The organism is Vibrio sp. B183 (assembly GCF_000740665.1).
GTDB lineage: Bacteria > Pseudomonadota > Gammaproteobacteria > Enterobacterales > Vibrionaceae > Vibrio > Vibrio coralliilyticus.
Genome location: NZ_JPQB01000012.1, coordinates 63,104 through 88,390 on the forward strand (window position 1 = coordinate 63,104; position 25,287 = coordinate 88,390).

General features: G+C 46.3%; 23 protein-coding genes. 5 read left to right on the top strand and 18 right to left on the bottom strand.

From position 1 onward, the window contains the following. Window positions 1–132: 132 nt before the first annotated feature. Both IX95_RS13230 and vexH read left to right on the top strand, forming a co-directional pair. Window positions 133–1,197 (top strand): efflux RND transporter periplasmic adaptor subunit, encoded by a 1,065-nt coding sequence (locus tag IX95_RS13230; protein ID WP_038160804.1) that lies wholly within the window; start codon window positions 133–135, stop codon window positions 1,195–1,197. Beyond that, the gene (vexH, locus tag IX95_RS13235; RefSeq protein ID WP_038160808.1) at window positions 1,197–4,307 is read left to right on the top strand and encodes a vibriobactin export RND transporter permease subunit VexH; all 3,111 of its coding nucleotides are present in this window, start codon (window positions 1,197–1,199) and stop codon (window positions 4,305–4,307) included. Before IX95_RS13230 ends, vexH begins: the two co-directional genes overlap by 1 nt. Window positions 4,308–4,366: 59 nt before the next feature. Here the strand turns inward: vexH and IX95_RS13240 are convergent, their stop codons facing one another. Continuing rightward, the gene (locus IX95_RS13240) at window positions 4,367–4,966 is read right to left on the bottom strand and encodes a YitT family protein (protein ID WP_006957346.1); all 600 of its coding nucleotides are present in this window, start codon (window positions 4,964–4,966) and stop codon (window positions 4,367–4,369) included. Between the two features lie 366 nt (window positions 4,967–5,332). On the opposite strand from IX95_RS13240, the gene glyA reads away from it, so the two are divergent. Next, window positions 5,333–6,583, top strand: coding sequence for a serine hydroxymethyltransferase (gene glyA, locus IX95_RS13245; protein WP_038160812.1), 1,251 nt, complete (start codon window positions 5,333–5,335; stop codon window positions 6,581–6,583). Between the two features lie 281 nt (window positions 6,584–6,864). After that, window positions 6,865–7,431 (top strand): hypothetical protein, encoded by a 567-nt coding sequence (locus IX95_RS13250; protein ID WP_006957348.1) that lies wholly within the window; start codon window positions 6,865–6,867, stop codon window positions 7,429–7,431. A gap of 71 nt (window positions 7,432–7,502) precedes the next feature. Here IX95_RS13250 and IX95_RS13255 read toward each other — a convergent pair whose 3' ends face one another. From IX95_RS13255 to leuS, 13 genes are all read right to left on the bottom strand, one after another. After that, complete coding sequence (locus IX95_RS13255; RefSeq protein ID WP_019277808.1) at window positions 7,503–7,829, bottom strand: hypothetical protein; 327 nt, start codon at window positions 7,827–7,829, stop codon at window positions 7,503–7,505. A gap of 133 nt (window positions 7,830–7,962) precedes the next feature. After that, window positions 7,963–8,928, bottom strand: coding sequence for a lipoyl synthase (lipA, locus tag IX95_RS13260; protein ID WP_006957350.1), 966 nt, complete (start codon window positions 8,926–8,928; stop codon window positions 7,963–7,965). A 24-nt stretch (window positions 8,929–8,952) separates the two neighbouring features. Next, on the bottom strand, window positions 8,953–9,606 hold the full coding sequence (gene lipB / locus IX95_RS13265; protein ID WP_006957351.1) for a lipoyl(octanoyl) transferase LipB: 654 nt from the start codon (window positions 9,604–9,606) through the stop codon (window positions 8,953–8,955). Window positions 9,607–9,784: 178 nt separating this feature from the next. Beyond that, window positions 9,785–10,063: a DUF493 family protein YbeD gene (gene ybeD / locus IX95_RS13270; protein ID WP_006957352.1), complete on the bottom strand. Its 279-nt coding sequence runs from the start codon at window positions 10,061–10,063 to the stop codon at window positions 9,785–9,787. 143 nt (window positions 10,064–10,206) lie between these two features. Then, window positions 10,207–11,385 carry a serine hydrolase gene (locus IX95_RS13275; RefSeq protein ID WP_006957353.1) on the bottom strand — a complete coding sequence of 393 codons (1,179 nt, stop codon included), beginning with the start codon at window positions 11,383–11,385 and terminating at the stop codon, window positions 10,207–10,209. Window positions 11,386–11,474: 89 nt separating this feature from the next. Beyond that, window positions 11,475–12,257: a septal ring lytic transglycosylase RlpA family protein gene (locus IX95_RS13280; protein ID WP_038160817.1), complete on the bottom strand. Its 783-nt coding sequence runs from the start codon at window positions 12,255–12,257 to the stop codon at window positions 11,475–11,477. Beyond that, window positions 12,258–13,379, bottom strand: a complete 1,122-nt coding sequence (gene rodA / locus IX95_RS13285; RefSeq protein ID WP_038160820.1) for a rod shape-determining protein RodA — start codon at window positions 13,377–13,379, stop codon at window positions 12,258–12,260. Further along, window positions 13,379–15,262: a penicillin-binding protein 2 gene (mrdA, locus tag IX95_RS13290; RefSeq protein WP_038160822.1), complete on the bottom strand. Its 1,884-nt coding sequence runs from the start codon at window positions 15,260–15,262 to the stop codon at window positions 13,379–13,381. The genes rodA and mrdA overlap by 1 nt, the downstream gene beginning before the upstream one ends. A 6-nt stretch (window positions 15,263–15,268) precedes the next feature. Next, complete coding sequence (gene rlmH, locus IX95_RS13295) at window positions 15,269–15,739, bottom strand: 23S rRNA (pseudouridine(1915)-N(3))-methyltransferase RlmH (protein WP_006957357.1); 471 nt, start codon at window positions 15,737–15,739, stop codon at window positions 15,269–15,271. Between the two features lie 3 nt (window positions 15,740–15,742). After that, a complete protein-coding gene (rsfS, locus tag IX95_RS13300) occupies window positions 15,743–16,060 on the bottom strand; it encodes a ribosome silencing factor (RefSeq protein ID WP_006957358.1) in 318 nt (105 codons plus the stop codon). Between the two features lie 60 nt (window positions 16,061–16,120). Next, window positions 16,121–17,134: a DNA polymerase III subunit delta gene (gene holA / locus IX95_RS13305; protein WP_038160825.1), complete on the bottom strand. Its 1,014-nt coding sequence runs from the start codon at window positions 17,132–17,134 to the stop codon at window positions 16,121–16,123. A 6-nt stretch (window positions 17,135–17,140) separates the two neighbouring features. Beyond that, window positions 17,141–17,773 (bottom strand): LPS-assembly lipoprotein LptE, encoded by a 633-nt coding sequence (locus IX95_RS13310; RefSeq protein ID WP_038160828.1) that lies wholly within the window; start codon window positions 17,771–17,773, stop codon window positions 17,141–17,143. Between the two features lie 144 nt (window positions 17,774–17,917). Next, window positions 17,918–20,491 carry a leucine--tRNA ligase gene (gene leuS / locus IX95_RS13315; RefSeq protein ID WP_038160831.1) on the bottom strand — a complete coding sequence of 858 codons (2,574 nt, stop codon included), beginning with the start codon at window positions 20,489–20,491 and terminating at the stop codon, window positions 17,918–17,920. Window positions 20,492–20,629: 138 nt separating this feature from the next. On the opposite strand from leuS, the gene IX95_RS13320 reads away from it, so the two are divergent. Beyond that, on the top strand, window positions 20,630–21,100 hold the full coding sequence (locus IX95_RS13320) for a zinc ribbon-containing protein (RefSeq protein WP_006957362.1): 471 nt from the start codon (window positions 20,630–20,632) through the stop codon (window positions 21,098–21,100). 68 nt (window positions 21,101–21,168) lie between these two features. Here IX95_RS13320 and lnt read toward each other — a convergent pair whose 3' ends face one another. The 4 genes from lnt to IX95_RS13340 form a co-directional block, all read right to left on the bottom strand. Beyond that, window positions 21,169–22,677, bottom strand: a complete 1,509-nt coding sequence (lnt, locus tag IX95_RS13325; protein WP_038160833.1) for an apolipoprotein N-acyltransferase — start codon at window positions 22,675–22,677, stop codon at window positions 21,169–21,171. Between the two features lie 38 nt (window positions 22,678–22,715). After that, a complete protein-coding gene (gene corC / locus IX95_RS13330) occupies window positions 22,716–23,615 on the bottom strand; it encodes a CNNM family magnesium/cobalt transport protein CorC (protein WP_006957364.1) in 900 nt (299 codons plus the stop codon). 100 nt (window positions 23,616–23,715) lie between these two features. Then, on the bottom strand, window positions 23,716–24,186 hold the full coding sequence (gene ybeY / locus IX95_RS13335; RefSeq protein WP_038160837.1) for an rRNA maturation RNase YbeY: 471 nt from the start codon (window positions 24,184–24,186) through the stop codon (window positions 23,716–23,718). Beyond that, the gene (locus IX95_RS13340; RefSeq protein WP_038160840.1) at window positions 24,183–25,280 is read right to left on the bottom strand and encodes a PhoH family protein; all 1,098 of its coding nucleotides are present in this window, start codon (window positions 25,278–25,280) and stop codon (window positions 24,183–24,185) included. The genes ybeY and IX95_RS13340 overlap by 4 nt, the downstream gene beginning before the upstream one ends. Window positions 25,281–25,287 lie beyond the last annotated feature (7 nt).

A 25,287-nucleotide genomic window follows, 5' to 3' on the forward strand; every position in this document is an offset into this window, starting at 1 on the left:
AGTAATTAACCTAAAAGCTCACGTAATCAACGTCTAAACTTACAGTTTATTGCTCTCTCTTTACATTACTTGACGTTTCCAGCGCGGTTTAACGAGTACAATGTACGGAGTTTTTTGAGGCAGAATTTAAACATGAAAAATAAAATTATTCTGAGCGTTTTGTCGTTGTCTATTCTAGCCGCAGCACCTGCAGTGCAAGCTAAACGACAAGGTCCACAGACAGTTACTGTGGTGACTGAACAGGTCCAGGTTCATCAAGTTTCTCAGTCCCTGTCTTTAGTTGGAAAGCTGGAAGCTGAGCAATCTGTTGTGGTCTCTTCGGAAGTGACCGGAAAGGTGGATGTCATTGCCGTTAAGGCGAATCAGGAAGTCAAACAAGGCCAGATGCTGATTCAGCTTAATGACGATAAAGCCCGAGCCAGTGTAGCGGAGGCTCAAGCGTACCTTAAAGATGAAGAGCGTAAGTTGCGAGAATTTGAACGTCTGGTGGCACGCAATGCGATTACTCAGACAGAAATAGACGCGCAGAAAACCAGTGTAGAAATCGCGAAAGCACGTCTTGATGCCGCGAATGCTAACTTGAGTGACTTACATATTACAGCACCGTTTTCCGGCACCGTGGGCTTCGTGGATTTCAGCTTAGGCAAAATGGTCAGTGCTGGTGATGAGTTAGTGGCACTGGATGATCTTTCAGTAATGCAGTTAGATTTACAAGTGCCGGAGCGCTATCTATCTCAGATCTCTAAAGGCATGAAAGTGACAGCAAAGACGGCAGCATGGAATGATGCTGTCTTCAGTGGTGAAGTTGTTGGTATCGATTCACGAATCAATGAAGAAACCCTTAACTTGAGGGTTCGTATCCACTTTGACAATCCGAAACAAAGCCTCAAACCAGGTATGTTAGTGGCTGCGGATATGGATTTTCCTCCAATGGAAGCGCCGATTATTCCTGTTCAAGCACTCGAATATTCTGGCACCAAACGTTACGTCTACGTAGTTGGAGATGACAACAAAGCGGTTCGCACTGAAGTCTTCTTAGGCGCTCGTATCGGCAACCAGGTCGTGATTGAAAAAGGCTTGGATATCGGCCAGAAAATCGTTGTTCAAGGCATAGTGAATATGCGCGATGGCGTGGCCGTGAATGAACTGGGTGAAGATGGCAAACCACTGAGTAATAAGCAAGAAGGTAATAGCTAATGTGGTTATCTGATGCTTCAGTAAAACGACCTGTTGCGGCGGTTGTTCTCAGCTTGCTGCTGTGTGTATTTGGTATTGTCTCTTTCAGTAAACTGGCGGTACGCGAAATGCCGGATATTGAAAGTCCGGTTGTTTCAATCAGTACTCGTTATGAAGGCGCTTCAGCGACCATTATTGAAAGCCAAATTACGTCTGCACTGGAAGATCAGCTTTCTGGTATCAGCGGTATTGACGAAATTGAATCGACCACGCGTAATGGCAGTTCACGAATCACGATTACTTTTGAGCTCGGGTATGATCTCAATACTGGTGTCAGTGACGTTCGGGATGCGGTTGCACGTGCGCAGCGTTCCTTGCCTGATGAGGCGGATGATCCGATTGTTTATAAGAATAATGGCTCCGGTGAAGCGTCTCTCTACATCAATCTGAGTTCTTCAGAAATGGATCGGACGCAGTTGACGGATTATGTTGACCGAGTCCTACTCGACAGATTCAGTTTGATCTCAGGTGTAAGTTCGGTGGACGTGTCTGGTGGCTTGTACAAAGTCATGTACGTTAAGCTGAAACCTGCTCAGATGGCGGGGCGTGGAGTCACAACGTCTGACATTACTGCGGCACTCAACAACGAAAATATTGAAAGCCCGGGCGGCGAGGTACGTAACGATCAGATCGTAATGTCGGTTCGTACTGCTCGCAGCTACAGCGTGGCTGAAGATTTTGAATATTTGGTGGTCAAGCGCGCCAGTGACAATACCCCCATCTACCTGAAAGATGTGGCTGATGTCTATATTGGCGCGGAGAACGAAAACTCGACCTTTAAGAGTGATGGTGTTGTTAACGTCAGCATGGGTATTGTGCCTCAATCGGACGCTAACCCGCTTGAAGTGGCGGACTTAGTGCATGATGAAGTGGAAAAAATCCAGCAGTTCCTTCCATCAGGAACTCGTCTTGCCATCGACTATGATTCAACCGTTTTTATTGAGCGTTCGATAGCGGAAGTGTATAGCACTCTGTTTATTACCGGTGGTCTGGTCATTCTCGTGCTGTACATATTCATTGGTCAGGCACGAGCCACGCTGATCCCAGCAGTAACGGTGCCTGTTTCTTTGATTTCATCCTTCATGGCCGCTTACTACTTCGGTTTTTCCATCAACCTTATCACGCTGATGGCGCTGATATTGTCGATTGGATTGGTGGTCGATGACGCCATCGTGGTGGTGGAGAACATCTTCCACCATATCGAGCGGGGTGAAAAACCGCTGTTGGCGGCATACAAAGGGACACGTGAAGTTGGCTTTGCCGTTGTGGCGACAACTCTGGTACTGGTCATGGTTTTCCTGCCCATCTCGTTTATGGATGGTATGGTCGGCCTGCTGTTTACCGAGTTTTCGGTACTGTTGGCGATGTCGGTGATTTTCTCATCACTGATTGCATTGACTCTGACTCCAGTACTGGGCAGCCAACTATTAAAGGCTAACGTGAAACCAAACCGCTTTAACCGTTTCATCGATCGCATGTTTGGTCGTCTGGAAAACGGTTACCGTAAAGTATTGCGTGGAGCCTTGAAATGGAAATGGGCGGCGCCTCTGATCATTTTGACCTGTATCGGCGGAAGTTGGGGCTTGATGAAGCAAGTGCCTTCTCAGCTCACGCCATCTGAAGACCGCGGGGTGATCTTTGCCTTTGTTCGTGGCGCTGATGCTACCAGTTACAACCGCATGGCTGCGAACATGGATATCGTCGAGGAGCGCTTGTTGCCGCTACTGGGCGAAGGTTTTCTTAAGTCCTTCAGTATTCAATCGCCAGCCTTTGGCGGTAACGCCGGTGACCAGACGGGTTTTGTCATCATGATTCTGGATGACTGGAATGATCGTGATGTAACGGCTCAGCAGGCACTAGGAGAAGTGAGAAAGGCACTGGTTGGTATTCCTGATGTTCGTGTTTTCCCATTTATGCCGGGCTTCAGAGGTGGCTCTAGTGAGCCCGTCCAGTTCGTGTTAGGTGGTTCTGATTACCCTGAGCTGAAACAGTGGGCCGAAAAGCTTGAGCAGTTAGCAGAAGAGTCTCCGATCATGGAAGGGGCGGACATCAACTATTCTGAGCGAACCCCTGAGCTGGTGGTGACGGTTGATAAACAACGTGCGGCAGAGTTGGGTATCAGCGTATCAGAGATTTCTGAGACCTTAGAAATTATGCTTGGCGGTAAGAGTGAAACGACTTTTGTCGAGCGTGGTGAAGAATATGATGTTTATTTGCGCGGTGATGAGAACAGCTTCAATAACGCGACGGATCTGAGCCAGATTTATCTGCGAACCAGTTCTGGCGAGTTGGTGACACTGGATGCGGTCACCAAGATTGAAGAAGTGGCTTCGTCGATTCGTTTGTCGCACTACAACAAACAGAAATCGATTACCGTAACGGCAAACTTGTCTGACGGGTATACCTTAGGTCAGGCACTGGACTTCCTAGATCAACAAGCGGTGGACATTCTGCCGGGCGATATCTCAGTCAGCTACTCTGGTGAATCGAAAGATTATAAAGAGAACCAATCCAGTATTCTGGTGGTGTTTGGCTTAGCACTTTTGGTCGCGTACTTGGTCTTGGCAGCGCAGTTTGAAAGTTTCATTAACCCACTGGTGGTGATGTTCACTGTCCCTATGGGGGTATTTGGCGGCTTCTTGGGCTTGTTCTTTATGAGTCAGGGGCTGAATATCTACAGCCAGATTGGCATGATCATGTTGATTGGTATGGTGACCAAGAACGGTATCCTGATCGTTGAGTTTGCGAACCAGCTTCGTGATCGCGGCTTCGAATTTGAGAAAGCGATTGTCGATGCCGCAGCACGTCGTCTGCGCCCAATCATGATGACGGCATTCACCACGCTTGCTGGTGCAATTCCGTTGATCTTATCGACAGGGGCAGGTTATGAAAGCCGAGTTGCGGTAGGTACGGTGATCTTCTTCGGTATGGGTTTCGCAACGCTGGTGACTTTGTTTGTTATCCCTGCGATGTACCGACTGATTTCAGCAAGTACGCAGTCACCGGGTCATGTGGAAGCTGAACTGAACAAAGAGCTAAGCCATGATGTGAAGGCCAGAACCTCACACTAATCGCAGCGACCAATAACGTAAAAGCCCGCAATTCGCGGGCTTTTTTTATCTAGTGGTTCTCAACCGTAATTGACGGAATAACGGGTTGGTTTGTGATTCATAGCTAACACAACATTGAGCAGGATAGCGCCCAGAATGGATAACCCGATGACTTCAGGAGAGACAAAAAAGAATGAAGCGAACAAGATGCAACAATCGATGGCTAGCTGAGATTTGCCCACTGAAATGCCGAACTTATCCTGAATAAACAGGCAAAGTACGTTGAAACCGCCGAGACTTGAGCGATGACGGAACAGTATAAGCATACCCAAACCCATCAGTAACCCACCGGCAACCGCGCAATACACAACGTTGACCGTTTCAAGGCTGACGACCAGAGATAGGTGGTCTGCAAACACAGAAACCAAGGCACCAGAAATAGCACTGTTGAAGGCAAATCTTGAGCCAAAACGCTTCCACGCGAGTAAATAAAAAGGACTGTTGGCCAAAAAGTAAAGCGTACCGAAGGAAAGCGACACAAACTGGCTCATAAGCAGGGCCAAACCTGTGGTGCCTCCGGTTAACAGATTTGCAGATTGGAGGAAGAAAACGCCCTGAGCGACCAGAAATGTTCCTGTTAAAATAGCAATCCAATCTTCTTTGCGTGAGTGTTTTTCCATCAATTTGAAACTTTTACAGTAGATAATGGCGCGCATACTATTTAAAAAATGAGGTTTTCGGTAGCTTGAGAAGCAAATTTAAGGTAAACCTATGTAATTATCGTTTTACGGGGTGTAAAGGGAAAAATTGACACTTTTCATATTTATACGTTTTAGAAAGGTGACAATATGACAATCCTTGTAGAACCACATGAAGAATCTGCATGAGAAAAAGTAAAACTTTCTCTTTATGGCCAAGATCAAATTATGTAGAATGCGCGCTATTAACGTGATGCAAACGTTTGCGTGAGTCAATTTACGTAGATTAATAGGGTCATTGGTAGGTTTTTTGCAAATTTCAGTTTAAATCTGAGTCAGGAGATACAGATGCTAAAGCGTGATATGAACATCGCAGATTACGATGCGGAACTGTTCGCAGCAATCCAAGAAGAAACTCTTCGCCAGGAAGAACATATTGAACTAATCGCTTCTGAAAACTACACGAGTCCACGTGTAATGGAAGCTCAAGGTTCTCAGCTAACAAACAAATACGCTGAAGGCTACCCTGGTAAGCGTTACTACGGCGGTTGTGAATACGTTGATAAAGCGGAAGCTTTAGCAATTGATCGTGCATGTCTGCTATTCGGCTGTGAGTACGCTAACGTTCAACCTCACTCGGGCTCACAAGCAAACAGCGCTGTGTACATGGCATTGCTAAATCCAGGTGATACTGTTCTAGGTATGAGCCTAGCGCATGGTGGTCACTTGACTCATGGCTCACCAGTAAACTTCTCTGGTAAACATTACAACGTGATTCCTTACGGTATCGACAAAGCGGGTCAAATCAACTACGACGAAATGGAGCAACTTGCTCTAGAGCACAAGCCTAAGATGATTATCGGCGGCTTCTCGGCTTACTCTCAAATCGTTGACTGGGCTCGCATGCGTGAAATCGCAGACAAAGCCGGCGCGTACCTGTTCGTAGACATGGCGCACGTTGCGGGTCTAATCGCAGCAGGCGAATACCCAACGCCAGTCCCTCACGCTCACGTAGTGACGACGACAACGCACAAGACACTAGCAGGTCCACGTGGTGGTCTAATCCTGTCTAACGCTGGCGAAGATATGTACAAGAAGTTGAACTCAGCGGTATTCCCTGGTGGTCAGGGTGGTCCTCTGATGCATGTTATTGCAGGTAAAGCGGTAGCGTTCAAAGAAGCAATGGAGCCGGAATTCAAAGCATACCAAGCGCGCGTAGTGAAGAACGCTAAAGCGATGGTTGCCCAGTTCCAAGAGCGTGGTTACAAGATCGTTTCTAACGGTACAGAGAACCACCTGTTCCTAGTTGACCTCATCGACAAAGACATCACAGGTAAAGATGCAGATGCAGCACTTGGCGCTGCAAACATCACGGTAAACAAGAACTCAGTACCAAACGATCCACGTAGCCCGTTTGTGACTTCTGGTATCCGTGTAGGCTCTCCAGCAATCACTCGTCGTGGTTTCACTGAAGAAGATGCAAAAGAGCTAGCGAACTGGATGTGTGACGTTCTAGATAACATCGGAAATGAGGATGTTATCTCGGCAACTAAAGCCAAGGTTCTAGAGATCTGTAAGCGTCTACCTGTTTACGCTTAAACAGCACTCATCATAGAACCATAAATCTTCCAGTTTTTGGTTTCACTAACTGTATGCTGCAATAGCCTCCTTCGGGAGGCTTTTTATTTTTTGCGAGTTTACTTCATAAAGATCAACTGGATAAACCAGTCTTCCTCTAACTTCCCCTATCATACATATTGCTCATTTATTAACGATTAAAAACGAAAACATAATCACAATGTTTCATATCTATAATTGATTGGCATTGAGTTTAAACCTATATACTTAGTCTTAATTGGTAATTCATAAGGGAGAGTTGAATGCGTCCAACGAAAGAAAATCTGACCGCTTTAGTAGGCAAAAATATTGAAATGGATATACGCCTATCATGCCGGCCAGAGAACAGCGAAAATGGCTATTTGGAAAAGCAATATGGCGTCACTTTGCTGGAGCGCGATGGTAAAGTTGTTTTGACTCGTGATGATTCATCAGTCGATGCCGGCGTATGGGTACCTTATGCTGAAACGAAAGCGGTGGTAGGGCGTTACACGGGCAGCGGTGTTGGTTGGTTGGCATCTGGCCCTTTCAGCGGCTGTGAAATGGCTATTGGTGTGGATAAGGACCAGAATCGTGTCTTTGCTGCGCATATTGCTAAGCAGAGTGGTTCTACGGCTCCAGCCGATTACCGTAAATTCCGGACTGATGCGAAAGCAAGCGAGTTCTACTGGAACCGTATTCCTATGCCTTTTGAAGACAAATTTTCGTGCGCCTATGTCTTCGTGATCTGTTCAACGGATGGCATTATCTCGATGAACTCGCTAGAAGTTGAAGTGACCAGCATGGGGGGCAGCAACGGTAAGGTGTTGTCGGTAAGAACGTTTAAGTAGCTTAATCCACGGATGAGATGAAATAAAAAAGGTTGATATCATATCAACCTTTTTTTGATTCTAGCTTGAGCTTATTTTGAAATGCTCAGCAGAGTGCCTGACTTACATTTGAAAGAGTAGTACTTGCGGCTTTCGCTGAACTTACCTAGGCCTTCACCATCACAGTAATCGATGTTGATGTCACGCATGGTTTCTAGAGTAGCTTCACTAGTTAGAGCAAATTTAGAACCGTCAGCACAAACGATACGTACGCGACCATCATCGCTTACAGAGTAAAGCTCAACCTCTGTATTACACAGCTCAAAAGAAGCTTCACGGAAATTGTCTTGCTGTGTATTAGAAGCGCAACCTGCTGTCAGTGCGGCAAGAGCGACAGCAACAAAACCTAATTTTTTCATAATAATTCCTTGGAAGATGTACTTTTTAGTGTTGTTAGGGGTAAGCCTATAGAAGAGTTGTGTCTCATTCAAGAAACGAAATTAAAAAGGGCTGACTTATGTAGTCAGCCCTTTCTATTAACTAAAAGAGCACTTAGCTTACTTCCACACCTTGTGCCTGAAGGTCAGCGTGGTAAGAAGAACGGACAAATGGTCCACACGCAGCATGGGTAAAGCCGAGCTCCAAAGCAATCTCTTTGAGCTCATCAAATTCTGAAGGTGGTACGTAACGCTCCACTGGAAGATGGTGGCGACTTGGTGCCAAATACTGGCCTAGAGTCAGCATCGTCACACCGTGCGCACGCAGGTCTTTCAAGACTTCGACGATCTCTTCTTTGGTTTCACCTAGGCCCATCATCAAGCCTGATTTAGTCGGTACATCTGGATGCTGCTCTTTGAATTTCTTAAGCAGTTGCAGCGACCATTTGTAGTTTGCACCAGGACGAGCTTTGCGATACAGACGAGGGGCCGTTTCCAAATTATGGTTGAAGACATCTGGTGGATTGTCTTTCATTAATTCAAGTGCTACATCCATACGGCCGCGGAAATCTGGAACCAGAGTCTCGATGCGGATGTTTGGATTTTTGGCACGAATCTCACGGTTACAATCGGCGAAGTGCTTGGCACCACCGTCACGAAGGTCGTCGCGGTCTACGGAAGTGATAACCACGTATTTTAGCTTCATGTCGGAGATAGTCTGAGCCAGCTTTTGTGGTTCATTCTCTTCTGGAGCAACCGGGCGGCCATGTGCGACATCACAGAATGGACAGCGGCGAGTACAGATTGCGCCAAGAATCATAAAGGTCGCCGTGCCGTGGTTAAAACACTCAGCCAAGTTTGGACAAGAGGCTTCTTCACATACCGAGTGAAGGTTGTTTTTACGCATTGCCGATTTGATATCTTGAATACGTTGGCTGTCAGCAGGCAGCTTGATCTTCATCCAGTCTGGTTTGCGCAGAATTTCTTTTTGCTCAGTTGGCATGTTCTTGACTGGAATCAGTGCCATCTTGTCGGCGTCACGGTATTTAACGCCTTTTTCCATTTGGATTGGTTTACTCATGCTTTCTTTACTTCTCTTTGCTTCTCATCGCGTAGGAGAGGCCTCTTTGCTGAATTCCACTTGCTCGTAGTTAAGCAAAGTGACAAGTTCTTCGACTAGTGTCTTCTCAACCTGGGTAAGATCATCCGGTCCGCCAAGCTGGCTAACCTGAACCATTTCCATGCCAGCATAGCCGCATGGATTGATACGTAGAAATGGTGACAAGTCCATATTTACGTTGAGTGCTAAACCGTGGAAAGAGCATCCCTTACGAATTCTCAATCCTAGTGAGCAGATCTTTTTACCATCAACATAGACGCCTGGTGCATCCGGTCGTGCCGCTGACTCAATATTGTAATTTTTAAGTGTGTTGATCACGAGATTCTCAATATGAGTGACGAGATCTCTAACACCGAGTTTTTTACGACGTAAATTTATCAGGAAATAAGCCACAAGTTGACCTGGACCGTGGTAGGTAACCTGACCCCCTCGGTCGCTTTGAACAACTGGGATGTCGCCCGTATTGATCAGGTGCTCTTCTTTACCTGCTTGCCCCTGTGTAAACACTGGGTTGTGTTCAACTAGCCAAACTTCGTCACAGGTGTCCTCTGTACGAGTGTCTGTGAAGTCATGCATGGCTTGCCAGATAGGTTCATAATCTTGCCTACCTAAGTGTTTAACAACAAGCTGGTTGTGCATCCCTAATCCTATTGCCCGTAAATAAAGTTTGTGGATTATAAACTGGTTCTGGTCAATGAACTATATACCAGTAACACATTTTTAACCCTTGATAAAATACAGGATTATTATCTGTTTGATATCTAAAAAGAAAGCAGCTTACGCTGCTTTCAAAATAATTTTACTTTATCAAATAAAATTATAGAACCATGCGCACGATATCAATCTCGCCCAATTCTTTGTATAACGTTTCTACCTGTTCAATGGAAGTCGCTGTGATTGTCACAGACACTGAGTGGTAGTTGCCTTTCGCACTAGGTTTTACACTAGGGCTGTAATCACCTGGAGCGTGGCGTTGGATCACCTCTAGAACCTTCTCTGGCAGTTCAGGTTTCGCATAGCCCATCACCTTGTAAGTAAATGAGCAAGGGAACTCAAGCAGGTCTTTCAGTTTTGCATCTGAGTTGATAGTCAACATGTTGAAACTCCAAGTTGGAAAGTCGTTTTAGCAGCGCGGAATAGTACTGCCATTAATTTTAAATCTCAAGATCCTGCCGACTTGCGTTTGGCAGGAACAAAAAAAGCCGCATTATGCGGCTTTCGATGAATGTGTGGTTTGAATTACAGGAAGCTCTTAAACAGCATCACGATGTAATCCCACAGACGGCTGAACAGACTACCTTTATTGACATCTTCTAATGCCAGAAGTGGGTACTCAGCAACATCTTCGCCTTCTAGTTGATAGTATAGCTTACCAACTACGTCACCTTTCTTAATTGGGGCTTCCAGCTCTTTTTCAAGTACGAAGCTCGCCTGAAGGTTTTTGGCCTGTCCACGAGGAAGGGTAACGTAAGTGTCCTGATCTAGACCCAGTGCAACGGTATCTTTGTCGCCCATCCAGATTTTTTCTTCAACGAAGGTTTCACCAGCTTTATGTGGAGCAACAGTTTCAAAGAAGCGGAAGCCGTAACTCAGTAGCTTTTTGCTTTCTGATTTACGTGCGTTTGCATTCTTAGTGCCCATGACGACCGCAACAAGGCGCATTTTACCTTCAGTGGCCGAGCTCACTAGGCTATATCCCGCATTGCTTGTGTGACCGGTTTTAATACCGTCAACGTTCATGCTCTTGTCCCAAAGTAAGCCGTTGCGGTTGTATTGGGTAATGCCGTTGTAGGTGAATTTCTTCTCTGAGTAAATTCGGTACTCGTCTGGGACATCACGAATTAATGCTTGGCCAAGTAGCGCCATATCGTAAGGCGTCGAGTACAGGTTAGGGTTGTCTAAGCCGTGAACGTTAGCAAAGTGAGTGTCTTTCATGCCGAGCGTATCCGCCCAAGCATTCATCAGATCCACGAAGGCATCTTCCGACCCTGCAATATGCTCTGCCATCGCAACACATGCATCGTTACCCGATTGAACAATGATGCCTCGGTTAAGTTCTTCGACTTTAACTGTCGTGCCGACTTCGATAAACATCTTTGAAGAATCTGGGAAGTTTTTAGCCCACGCATTCTTGCTGATGGTTACGTCGTCCTGAAGCGAAATATTACCACGCTCTAGTTCTTGGCCGATCACGTAACTGGTCATCATTTTGGTCAGACTTGCAGGAGACAACTTAGTGTTCATCTCTTTCTCTGCGAGGATCTTGCCTGAGTTATAGTCCATCAAAACGTAGCCTTTCGCGGCGATTTGAGGAGCGTCTGGTACAACAATTGGGGTGGCAAATGAAGATGATGCGAAAGTTGCAGAAAGCGCAATAGAAGACGCAAAAACGGATTTAATTAGCGTTGTTTTTTTCATATTGACTACAGGTTTTTATTAACTGTCCATATATTAACAGAAACAATCGCTCAAACCAGTGTGCGGCGTACCTCACACTGGATTGAGGACTACTGGGATTTTATAAAAGCACTCGAATAGCCCATCAGCTTAACTTGCTCTAAGGCCTTTTGCGTCAGCATATAGTCATCAAACGGGCCTAAAAACACGCGGTGAAGGTTTTTATCCGAGCTGATATAGCTCTTTACCGAAAGTGTTTGACTCAGATCTTGCGCTAAAGTTCGTACTCTATCTTCATGTTGTGAAGACGCAACCTGAACAACGAACTTTGGTAGTGCTTTTTGTTTATGTGCTTCCGTTGGCTTATCGACGGAGATGACCTCTATTGACACATTGGCAGTGCCTGTACGGACCACATCTAATTTGGTGGCGGCTGCAAAGCTGAGGTCGATAATCCGACCTTCATGAAAGGGACCACGATCGTTAACGCGTACAATGGCTGTTTTACCATTATCTTGATTGGTTACTTTGACATAACTCGGTATCGGTAAGGTCTTATGCGCCGCCGTCATGGAATACATATCGTACACTTCGCCGTTGGAAGTTAGGTGACCGTGGAACTTCTTCCCGTACCAAGATGCCTGTCCTTCCTGAGTAAATCCTTTGGGCTCTCTTATGATCTGGTAGCGTTGTCCACGAAGCGTATAGTCGCTATTGCCGCCCAAACTGTAAGGTTCGTACTGAGGGTTTGCATCTTCGATATGATCGACAGAGATCGGGGCATCCGGTGCAATATCATCGTCTATCGTATAACGCTTTGAAGGCGCAGAGGAACAACCTGCTAGAATGGTTACGGCGCATAGCGTGCCTAGCAGAGGTTTATTTATTGTCATTTAAGTTGCCTTCGAAAATGCTTTTCTATGAGTGTGGATCGACATTAATATGCCAAAGCCTGCCATTAAGGTCACCATGGACGTACCGCCATAGCTAATCAGAGGCAGCGGAACACCTACGACTGGCAAGATGCCACTGACCATACCAATGTTTACGAATACATAAACAAAGAAGCTGAGGACGATACTGCCTGCCATCATACGGCCAAAAGCCGTTTGCGCTTTACTTGCTAGCACTAGGCCACGTCCGATGATAAATAGATACAAGCTAAGCAGAATCAGAATACCAATCAGGCCCCATTCTTCGGCTATCACCGCAAAAATAAAGTCGGTGTGACGTTCTGGTAAGAACTCAAGTTGAGACTGAGTACCCTGTAGCCAACCTTTGCCAGCAATACCGCCAGAACCAATGGCAATCTTGCTTTGAATAATGTGGTAACCAGCGCCAAGAGGGTCGGATTCTGGATTAAACAGAGTACGGACTCGGACTTTTTGGTACTCCCTCATCAGGAAGAACCATAAGATTGGCAGAAATGCACCAAGGCTACAGGCCGCAGCGAAGATGATTTTCCAGCTGATGCCGGCAAGGAAGATAACGAAAATTCCTGAGGCGGCAATTAGAATTGAAGTGCCTAAATCGGGCTGTTTCGCGATCAAAATGGTTGGTACAAAGACCATCACCAACGACATCACAAGAGTCTGAAACGTTGGGGGTAGTGAACGCTTACCAATGAAGCGCGCAACCATTAATGGAACAGCAAGTTTGAGTAGCTCTGAAGGCTGGAAACGAACAAAGCCTAGGTTTAACCAACGCTGCGCGCCTTTTGAAGCCTCACCAAAAAACAGAACCCCGAACAGCAGCAGAACGCCGACAATGAACATTAGAGGAGCTAGAGATTCATAGGTTCTGGGAGGTATCTGAGCGAGAATTACCATCACACCGAGTGATAGCCCCATACGCATCGCTTGTCGATCCATCATCGCTAAGCTTTGGCCACTGGCGCTGTACATTACGACCAGGCCGAAGCCCATTAATACCAAAATACCTAGCAGTAAAGGCAAGTCGATATGGAAGCGCTCGAATAGCGCTCGGTTTTGGCCTGTAGCAGGATCAAAATCCATTATTTTTTCGCCTCTTTATCTTCTACTAACACGCGGTCAAAGACCTGTCTGACCACTGGACCGCCTTGTGAAGAGCCTCCGCCCGCATTTTCAAGTACGACCGTCACTACCACTTCAGGTTCTTCTAATGGAGCAAAACCGGTGAATAGAGCGTGATCTCTTAAGTGTTCAGCAATTTCATCCGCGTTGTATTCTTCATCTTCTGCTAAGCCGAATACCTGCGCAGTACCAGATTTACCACCACTGACGTAAGGCGTATTGTAGAAGGATCGTCTTGCTGTACCTTTTTTACCGTGGTTAACCAGTCGCATCCCTTCTATCGACAAGTCCCAGAATTTTTCTTTGACGTCAGTAATTGGCGGGTAAGTCTCGATCTCAGACATCACTTGTTTATCAAATTTCTGACCATTGTCGATGGTAGCTCTCAATAGGTGAGGAGCGATCACTTCGCCTCGGTTAACCAACACAGAGGTCGCTTTCGCAATTTGCATAGGTGTTGCTGTCCAATACCCTTGGCCTACGCCGACAGGAATGGTGTCTCCCTGATACCAAGGTACACGGTGACGAGCCATTTTCCATTCACGAGTGGGCATGTTTGCTTTGCTCTCTTCATAGATATCGATGCCGGTTTTTTCACCAAAACCAAACATCATCATCCAGCGAGAGATTCGATCGATGCCCATGTCGTAGGCTATCTGATAAAAGAAGGTATCTACGGACTCTTCTATCGATTTGACGATATTAACTTTACCGTGTCCCCAACGTAGCCAATCTCGGAAAGGCCTTGTTTTAGAGTTAGGAATCTTCCAGTAACCAGGGTCATTACGCGTGGTGTATGGAGTGATGACGCCTTCTTCCAGAGCCGCTACCGCTAAAAATGGTTTAATTGTCGATGCTGGTGGATAGATGCCGAGAGTGGCCCGGTTAACCAATGGACGGTTCTTATCGTTGAGAAGAGCACTGTAGGCTTTGCCAGAAATGCCATGCACGAAAGCATTGGGGTCGTAGCTTGGGCTCGAGACCATGGCCAACACACCGTTGTCTTTGGGATCGAGCACTACGGCACTACCACGACGTCCAGCGAGTAATTTGTGAATGTATAGCTGCAAATTTATATCGAGATTGAGCACGATGTCTTTGCCGGGAACTGGCGGAATGTACTTCAAGGTACGGATAATACGACCGCGGCTATTGACTTCGACTTCCTGATAACCGGCCGTTCCGTGAAGCAGATCTTCGTAATATCGTTCTATACCGAGCTTACCGATATCACGTGTCGCTTGATAGTTGGCGTCTTTTTCCTCGCGGATTAAACGCTGCATGTCGCGGTCATTAATACGTGACACATAACCAATCACATGGGTCAAAACATCGCCGTATGGGTAATGGCGTTTTAAGCTTGCGTTGACAGCGACACCGGGAAATTTATGCTGATTGACCGAAAACTTGGCGACCTGTTCTTGCGTGAGCTGAGTCAGTATTGGCACTGATTTGAAACGTCGGGTCTGGCGTCTTTCCCTCTCGAAGCGTTCGACTTGCTCTGGAGTTATTTCAATGAATTCTTGAAGACCAGCGATAGTGGCTTCCATATCTTTAATTTTTTCTGGAGTAATTTCCAAATTAAAGACAGGTCGATTTTCAGCAAGTAATTGACCATTGCGGTCATAGATCAACCCGCGGTTTGGTGCGATAGGAACAACTTTGATACGGTTATCGTTTGAGCGGGTTTTGTAATCTTGGTACTGATTGATCTGGATGTTATAGAGGTTGGCCACTAACAGGCCAACCATAGTGACAATACCAATGAAAGCGACAATAGCCCGGCTTTTAAACAGCCGTGCTTCTTCTTGATAATCCCTGATTCGGGTACGCTTCCTTAACATTGACGCTTATTCTCGGTGATATGGGTGATTAGCAGTGATACTCCAGGCTCGATACAGGCTTTCTGCCATCACGATGCGAACCAGAGGGTGGGGCAAGGTGAGTGCAGAGAGCGACCAGCTTTGATCGGCCGCCGCTTTACAAGCTGGAGCTAACCCTTCCGGGCCGCCAATAAGAATGGAAACATCGCGGCCATCTAATTTCCAACTGTCTAGTTGCTGCGCCAGCTGAGGGGTATCCCACTTTTTGCCGGGAATATCTAGGGTAACAATTCGATTGCCTTTTGGCACCGCAGCCAGCATGGCTTCGCCTTCTTTTTGCAGAATCCTTGCAATATCGGCATTTTTTCCCCGTTTTCCGGCTGGAATTTCAACAAGTTCCAGTGGCATATCGTGAGGAAACCGGCGCTTATATTCTTGAAAGCCTTCTTCAACCCATTTGGGCATTTTAGTGCCAACGGCGATCAATTGCAGTTTCATCGCTTAGCCCCAGAGTTTTTCCAGTTGATATAGCTCGCGTTGTTCTTCCTGCATGACATGAACAATGGTCGTGCCCATATCAAGGACGACCCACTCACCTTCACTTTCACCATCGATGCCTAGTGGTTCAAGTCCAGCCATTTTTGATTCTTTTGCTACGTGTTCAGCAATAGAGGCAACGTGGCGTTTTGAAGTGCCTGTGCAGATAATCATGTAGTCTGTGATGCTGGATTTGCCTTGAACATCAAGTGTTTTAATGTCCTGTGCTTTCATGTCGTCGGCTTTATCTACTAGAAAATCATTCAGTTCTTCAAGTTGCAAAGTCAGTTCCTCGTTTGTTTATTCGGTTTAAAATCAAAGCGGCGCAGTATATCACGCTTTTTAAAGCTTCACTTGTGGCAAGCACATCTCAGTACTTAACTGATGCAATAGTGGCCAACTTGAAATCTCATATTGAGTTTTAGAGATAACTTCGGCTTTAGCAATTAACTGGATTAGCTGAGTGATCTTTGTCTGTGAAAGACGGTTTAACGCCGCAGAGTACAGTGGCCGCTTTGATTGCCATATCCGGTAGCGTTCAAATACTTGTCCTATAGTTTGCGATTGCATTTGCTGCTGCATCGAGAGTAACTGAGTCAACTCTTTCTGAATGGTTCGAAGCAAAATTACCGCTTCAACGCCTTCCGCTTCTAGTTGTCTTAATACTCGCTGAGCTCGGTTAGCTTTACCTGCTAGCAGAGCATCTGACCAGTGGAATGCCGTAAAATGATTGTGTCGGCTCAATGATTCTTCGAGTCTGATGAGGTTTAACTGCCCATCGGGGTACAAAAGGGCGAGTTTTTCCAAGCTTTGTGTCAATGCAAACAAGTTGCCTTCATGCCACTGAGCCAACATCTGAATCGCTTCCGCATCCGGATTCAGGTTCAGTGCTCTGCAGCGTGACTGGACAAACTGAGGCAGGCGGCTGAGGTCTGGGGTGAGACAATTTACCCAGCAGCCACGGGAGGACAAGGCTTTAAACCACTTAGCATTTTCTTGTGCTTTGGTGAGCTTAGTGCCAATCACGACTAAAATGATGTCACTGTGCAACACTTCTGAAATGCCTACTAGCTCTTTTGCAATCGCCGCGTTTACTCCTGATTCTGGGAGTTCTAACTCAATCAATTGGCGCGATGAAAACAGGCTTAATGCTTGGCAACTGTCATACACCAAGTTCCAATCAAAGCTGTTGTCTACTGCGAAACGATGTCGTTCTTCAAAGCCCTGAGTGTAAGCGGCTTTTTGAATGGACTGACGAGATTCTTGTAGTAGTAATGGCTCATTGCCAAAAATCAGGTAAGTGGGGTGGAGTTGCTTATTGAGCTGCTCCACCAGTCGATCTGCGAAGATTCGCATAGGATTCTATTGAACCGTTGAGTTACTGTCAGACGCTCCTTGAGGCTCATCTGACGAATAGGTTTTGATTCGGTACTGCTCTTCGTCTGTTTTTAGTTGGATCTCTTGCTCTTCCATATCAAGCTCGTTAGCTTCGATATCTGCCTTTAAACGTGCCATTTGACGAATGATCTGAGTTGCAGCCAGTTTACGCATTTCATCTTCGATCATATCGCGTTCCACTGACTTCGCCAGCGCTGTTAGCGGGTTATCTAAGTAGCTTCGAGTAACACTGGTTGAAAAGGTCTTCGAACCTAGTTCAGGGATAGTTACACGGTAAGACGCTCGGAAGGTAAGTTCCTTCTCTGCCGCACGAGTATTTTGATAAAGAGAAAGTGTACGTTCACCAACACCTTCACTTACTAAATGAAGATTCGGGATATTGTCAGAAGGCGGAACAACTTCAATCTCACTCATACGCAGTTGGGCTTTCATCATTCGGGTAAACGTACTGTACTGGTCATAACTGGTAAGAGACATCGTGTCGAGATCTTCCGGGATAGAGTAATCACCACGGAGATGGAAACCACAGGCAGACAGCAGGCTCGCTGCAAGTACAACGCTGGTGAGCTTAATAGTTGAGATTGAAAATAGGCGCATTAGTTGATGTTTCTCGATTATTTGAATACTTATCTAAGGCTACTCAGTGAATAGGCTTAGATAAGTAAAGCAGGGTAAATATACCCTGCTTAAGACTTTAGTTTAACGAATTAGTTCGCAACAATTTCTTTACTTTGCAAATGCTTAGTTTGCAACGATATTCAGAAGTTTACCTGGTACGTAAATCACTTTACGAACAGTCTTGCCGTCTGTGAACTTAGTTACATTCTCATCGTTTAGACCTAGAGCCTCAATATCGTCTTTAGAAATATCGGCTGGAACAGTCAGTTTCGCACGTAGCTTACCGTTAACTTGAACGATGATTAGCTTCTCGTCTTCAACAAGGGCTTTTTCATCGTGTGTTGGCCATGCTGAATTGTCGATGTCAGCTTCGCCAAGACCTACCCACATTTCGCTAGAGATATGAGGAGTGATTGGGTAAAGCATTGCAACAACTGCTTTTAGCGCTTCATCAAGGATTGCACGATCTTGTGCAGATTCTTGTGGTGCTTTCGCTAGCTTGTTCATTAGTTCCATGATCGCTGCGATTGCTGTGTTGAACGTTTGACGACGAGCAACATCATCCGTCACTTTCGCGATAGTCTTGTGAACGTCACGACGAAGTGCTTTTTGGTCGCTAGACAGTGCCGCGGTATCCACTGCTTCTACCGCGCCTTTCGAAGCGTGCTCGTTTACTAGTTTCCAAACACGTTTCAGGAAGCGGTTAGCGCCTTCAACACCAGACTCTTGCCACTCAAGTGTCATGTCTGCTGGTGAAGCAAACATCATAAATAGACGTACTGTGTCAGCACCGTACTTGTCTACCATCTCTTGCGGGTCGATACCGTTGTTCTTCGACTTAGACATTTTGATCATGCCTGAGTGTTCAACATCACGGCCAGTGTTGTCTTTCGCTGAAGTGATGCGGCCTTTACCGTCACGCTCAACCGTCACGTCAGTAGGTGCAACCCACTCAGTACCGCCTTTCTCGTTCTCGTAAGAGAATGCATCAGCCAGTACCATGCCTTGACATAGTAGGCGCTTGAACGGCTCGTCAGATGTTACGTAACCAGCGTCACGTAGCAGTTTGTGGAAGAAGCGAGAGTACAGTAGGTGCATACAAGCGTGCTCGATACCACCGATGTACTGGTCTACTGGTAGCCAGTAGTTTGCTTTTTCTGGGTCTAGGATGTCGTCAGCTTGTGGTGAACAGTAACGTGCGTAGTACCAAGACGATTCCATGAAGGTATCAAACGTGTCAGTCTCACGTAGAGCTGGTTCACCGTTAAATGTTGTCTTCGCCCACTCTTTATCAGATTTGATAGGGCTAGTTACGCCGTCCATTACCACGTCTTCTGGAAGAATGACCGGTAGTTGGTCTGCTGGTACTGGGTGAACTTCACCATCTTCAGTCGTTACCATTGGGATTGGTGCGCCCCAGTAACGTTGACGAGATACACCCCAGTCACGTAGACGGAAGTTAACTGTCTTAGTGCCTTTGCCTTCAGCTTCTAACTTCGCTGCGATTGCATCGAATGCTGCTTGGAATTCAAGACCGTCGAACTCACCTGAATCGAACAGTACACCTTTCTCTGTGTACGCTTCTTCAGAGATGTTCAGTTCACTGCCGTCAGCAGGCTTGATCACAGGGATGATGTCTAAACCGTACTTAGTCGCGAACTCGTAGTCACGTTGGTCGTGTGCAGGTACTGCCATTACCGCGCCTGTACCGTAGTCCATTAGTACGAAGTTAGCCACGTAAACAGGAACCTCACAGCCGTTCAATGGGTGAATAGCAGTAAGGCCAGTCGCCATACCTTTCTTCTCCATTGTCGCCATTTCAGCTTCTGCTACTTTGTTGTTCTTACACTCTTCAACGAAAGCAGCTAGCTCAGGGTTAGTTTTAGCGGCTTCTGCTGCTAGAGGGTGACCTGCTGCGATACCTACGTAAGTCACACCCATTAGTGTGTCTGGACGCGTTGTATAAACTTCTAGGTCAGCTTGACCTTTTACTTCGAACTTGAGTTCAACACCTTCAGAGCGACCAATCCAATTACGCTGCATGGTTTTAACCATTTCCGGCCAGCCATCTAGCTTGTCTAGGTCATCGATCAGTTCTTGAGCGTATTCAGTAATTTTGATGAACCATTGAGGAATTTCTTTCTGCTCAACGATTGCGCCTGAACGCCAGCCGCGGCCGTCGACAACCTGTTCGTTCGCAAGAACTGTCTGGTCAACTGGATCCCAGTTAACGGTAGACATCTTCTTGTAAACTAGGCCTTTTTCGTAAAGCTTAGTGAAGAACTCTTGTTCCCAACGGTAGTACTCTGGCGTACAAGTTGCGAATTCACGGTTCCAGTCGTAGCCCAGACCAAGCATTTTAAGCTGGTTCTTCATGTACTCAATGTTTTCGTAAGTCCATGGCGCAGGTGCCGTGTTGTTCTTAACCGCTGCGTTTTCTGCTGGTAGACCAAATGCATCCCAACCAATTGGCTGCATTACGTTTTTGCCTTGCAGGCGTTGAAAACGAGATACCACATCACCGATGGTGTAGTTACGCACGTGACCCATGTGCAGTCGGCCACTTGGGTAAGGGAACATAGAGAGACAGTAGAATTTTTCTTTATTTGGGTCTTCACTTACAACAAAGGTCTTGTTGTCATCCCAGTGCTTTTGAACTTTCTGTTCAATATCTTGCGGGTTGTATTGCTCTTGCATCGATGATATCCGGTTATCTTGGAAATTGTGAGTTCAGTTAGAACAGACATAAATAGATCGTCATAGAATACCTAAAGGAGAGGAGCACAACAATAGCCTACGGGCGCAATTCTCCCGAGTCGCTAGAAGGAGGTCACTATGCCAAAACGTAAAGCAGGTTATGAGGAGATGTTTGAGGATGTTGTGGAAGCGCTCAAACATAGCCCAGATGAAGTCAACCACGTTTTTGAAACCTCAGAAAAGGTCGTTGAGGCGGCCAATGATTTGACTAAAGATGAACTGGCTTTGGTGTCAGCGTATGTGAAGTCAGATTTGAAAGAGTTTGCTGATAGCTATGAGGAATCGAAGGGGGGGCCTTTTTATCTTATGGTGGCAGATTCTATCTGGCAGGGGCTATTGGATATTACAGACCGAACAAAGGTCGAATGGGTTGAATTGTTTGCTGACTTAGAACACCAAGGGTTGTATCAAGCCGGTGAAGTGATTGGGTTAGGTATTTTAGTGTGTGACGAATGTGGTCATAAAACGCAATACAACCATCCAACCGTGATCATTCCATGCACGAAATGTGGTGGGAAGGGCTTTAGCCGCCAGCTTCTTAAACCCTAAATGTAAATGCTTCTACTACTGACAAAAAAGGGTGACGTTTGCACGTCACCCTCGCGATTAGTCTACTCTTACTTCCTCAAGCGCCAACCGGCGATCAAACTCAGTAGTACCCAAATGTAGAGTGGCCAAGTACCGAGCTCTCGATAGGGAGTTTGCCCTTGGGTGGAGGTGACCTCTGCGCGCAATACCTCTGTTTCAAATTGAGGGATCTGCGCGGTGATGTTGCCCTTGTAATCGGTCACCGCGGTGACACCATTATTAGTCGAGCGAATGACGGGTTTACCTAACTCAAGTGCTCGCATTCGAGCAATTTCCATATGTTGCAACGGGCCGATTGATTTGCCAAACCAAGCATCGTTAGACAGAGTAAGGATGAAGTCGGTGTCATCTGTGACATTTTCACGTACTTGCTCGTTGAAAATAATCTCATAACACAGTGCTGGTGCCATCTGCTTGCCGTTAGCCTCAATATTGGGCTGTATAAAGTCACCACGACTAAACGAAGACATAGGCAGATTAAAAAATGGCGCTAATGGTCTTAAAATATCCTCAAAAGGCACAAACTCGCCGAAAGGTAATAGGTGATGCTTGTGGTAGCGCTCGCTCATATCAAAACTGTAATCGCCATAAGGTGTTTTGCCGACAGTAAGAATACTGTTGTAAAACTGGCGATCTTCTCCCTGATTGACCACACCTGTAATGACGGCACTATTGTTCATTTTAGCGGCCGAGTCTAAGTTACTCAGATAGGAAGAGATTTCAAACTCAAACGCTGGAATGGCGGCTTCTGGCCATATGATGATGTCAGCATCCCAGTTTTCGCGCGTCAGATCAGTGTATTTCATGATGGTTGGCCAGCGCTCTTGTGGTAACCATTTCTTCGCCTGATCGACGTTGCCCTGAATTAGGGCTATTTTGGTGGTGCTACCTAGGTCTACTGTTACCCAATTGGCTGACTTAAGCCCATAACCAGTAGAAAAAATAACGGCAGGGATGAGAAGGTGAAGCCACTGTCGCTGGCTAAATGCATAGATGATACTGCCAGCACTGATTATCAGCAGCAGAGTCAGTAGTTCAACGCCACCAATCGGGGCAAAATTCGCTAGGGGGCTGTCTATTTGGCTGTAACCAAGCCATAGCCATGGGAACCCTGTCATGACCCAACCGCGCAGCCAGTCACAAATCAGCCAAATCGCTGGAGCGGCAAGCAGAAAACGCGTGCGGTTGCTGTGTGGAAAGTAACGATTAAGGCTCCAAGCAAACAGCGCAGAATAAATTGCAAGATAACCCACCAGTAGCGCCATGAGAAAAACGCTGGCGATTTTCGGCATACCACCAAAATTGTCAATGCTGATGTGTACCCAACTGATCCCAGTTGCAAATTGGCCAATTCCCCACGCATAGCCAATCCATAAAGCACGTTTTGCACTTTGTTGATGAATTAAGGCTAACAATAGCAGTGGGCTGAGGATCGCCAAAGGCCAGAGCTGAAAAGGAGCAAATGCGAAGGTAGTGAGGGCGCCAACAAAAACGGCCGCAAGCGGCCGTTTTAGGCGATGAAAAAGTGTTTTTATCATCGTTATACTTCTGAGTATCCCAGTGTGGGAAATTAGCGTTACTCTTCGGCTGGTTCCGGAAGAGGCTCTTCGTCGGGGATGGTTACTTGAAGCTGTAACACGCGACGATTGTCCGCAGAGGTAACCTTAAAGCTATAATTTTCCAGTTCAACCACTTCACCGCGTGAAGGGAGATGACCGAAAGCTGTCATTACCATGCCACCAACTGTATCGACTTCTTCATCACTGAATGAAGTGTTGAAAGTGTCATTGAATTCTTCAATTGTCGTTAGGGCTTTTACTGCATAGGTGTGTTTGCTGAGTTTACGAATATCCAGTTCTTCTTCATCGTCGAATTCATCTTCGATTTCTCCAACGATTTCTTCGAGAATATCCTCGATAGTCACAAGACCAGAAACTCCACCGAACTCATCTACGACAATGGACATGTGATAACGTTCCTCACGGAACTCTTTTAATAGGCGATCTACTCGCTTACTTTCAGGAACAACGACCGCTGGGCGGATCACCTGTTCGATATCAAATGGCGCACTGCCTGAGCCTAAATATTTAAGTAAGTCCTTCGCTAACAGGATGCCTTCAACATGGTCTTTATCTTCACTGATGACTGGGTAGCGAGAGTGCTGAGCGTCAGTGATAAGGTTAACCAATGCGTCTAAATCGTCGCTACGGTCAACGGTAACCATTTGTGAACGTGGGATCATAATATCGCGCACGCGCATTTCTGCGATTTCCATAACACCTTCAAGCATGTCTCGGGTGTCATGGTCAATCAGGTCATTTTCTTCTGAGTCGCGGAATACTTCCACAAGCTCCTGGCGATCTTTAGGTTCGCCTTGAAATAGTTGACCTAGGCGTCCGAAGAAGGACTTTCTACTCGGACCTTCAGATTTTTCTTTTTTACCTTCTAGAGAAGAGGGCGAATTGTCTTCGTTCATTGTTTCTCAATTAAGTAACGCTATCAGAAGTGTGATAGCTCACGTTGAGGGCCTGAGAGAGGTAAATAATGAACTCTCAAACCCTCACATGCGAGTGACCCTAAGGCGACTCTTTTTCAGCTATATATGGATCTTCAAACCCCATACCCAGCATGATTTCTGTTTCGAGGGACTCCATCTCTTCGGCTTCGTCATCCTCGATATGATCATAACCTAGCAGATGCAGGCTACCATGTACAACCATATGCGCCCAGTGTGCCATCAAGGGCTTAGATTGCTGATCGGCTTCTTGCTCAACCACCTGTTTACAAATGATCAGATCACCCAGCAAATCCATATCAATACCTGGAGGTGCTTCGAAAGGAAAAGACAGCACATTGGTTGGTTTGTCCTTGCCGCGATAGTCATGGTTAAGCTGGTGGCTTTCTTGCTCATCGACAATACGGACAGTAACTTCGGCTTGAGGCTGAAACTTTGCCACAGCCGAAGTTAACCAGAGATGAACATCTTCAAAGCTCGGTAAGCCTTTTTCATCTTCGACTGCTAATTGAAGATCTAGTTCGATGCTCATGACGGTTTAGTCTCCGGAGTCACAGAAGACTGAGCCGCTGGCGCTTCCTGAAGTTTTGCTTCGCGCTCTTCACGACGTCGCTTCTCGTACTCTTTACGCTCTTTTTGATCTTGCGCTTCCCACTTCTCATAGGCATTGACGATACGTGCAACCACTGGATGTCGAACGACATCATCAGACTGGAAGAAGTTAAAGCTGATTTCATCCACTTCATTGAGCACTTCAATCGCATGGCGAAGACCTGATTTTGCTCCGCGTGGTAAATCGATCTGAGTAACGTCACCAGTGATGACCGCACGGGAGTTAAAACCGATACGAGTCAGGAACATCTTCATCTGTTCTACAGTGGTGTTCTGACTTTCATCGAGAATGATGAAAGCGTCATTCAGGGTACGACCGCGCATGTAAGCCAACGGTGCTACTTCAATGACGTTACGTTCAATCAACTTTTCGACTTTTTCAAAGCCAAGCATCTCGAAAAGCGCGTCATAGAGTGGGCGTAGATACGGGTCGACTTTTTGGCTTAGGTCACCTGGGAGAAAGCCCAGCTTTTCGCCCGCTTCAACAGCAGGACGTGTTAGCAGAATACGACGAATTTCTTGACGTTCGAGAGCATCTACGGCGGCAGCAACGGCAAGGTACGTCTTACCTGTACCGGCAGGGCCAATACCGAAAGAGATGTCATGCGTGACCATATTGACCAGATACTGAGCTTGATTCGGTGTACGCGGTTTAATCACGCCCTTCTTGGTCTTGATAAAGACTTCTTTACCATGCTCAAGGTTGGACTCAGTGTCTTGTTCAAGTACACCCGTCTCTTTGATAGCCAGATGAATTTCTTCTGGTTCAATATCCGGAATATTGCCACGAACAGGCGTAGTATTGACGTAAAGGGTTTTGATGATTTCCAGTGCAGCTGCTGAGGTATGAGGTTTACCAACGATGGTAAAGAAGTTGCCTCGGTAGCTGATTTCGACACCTAAACGGCGTTCTAAGTGTTTGATGTTATCATCGAAAGGACCGCACAGGCTCGCTAGACGGCGGTTATCAGAAGGTTCTAGATCAATCTCTAGAGTCACAATTTTATTGCTCAAAGTTGCC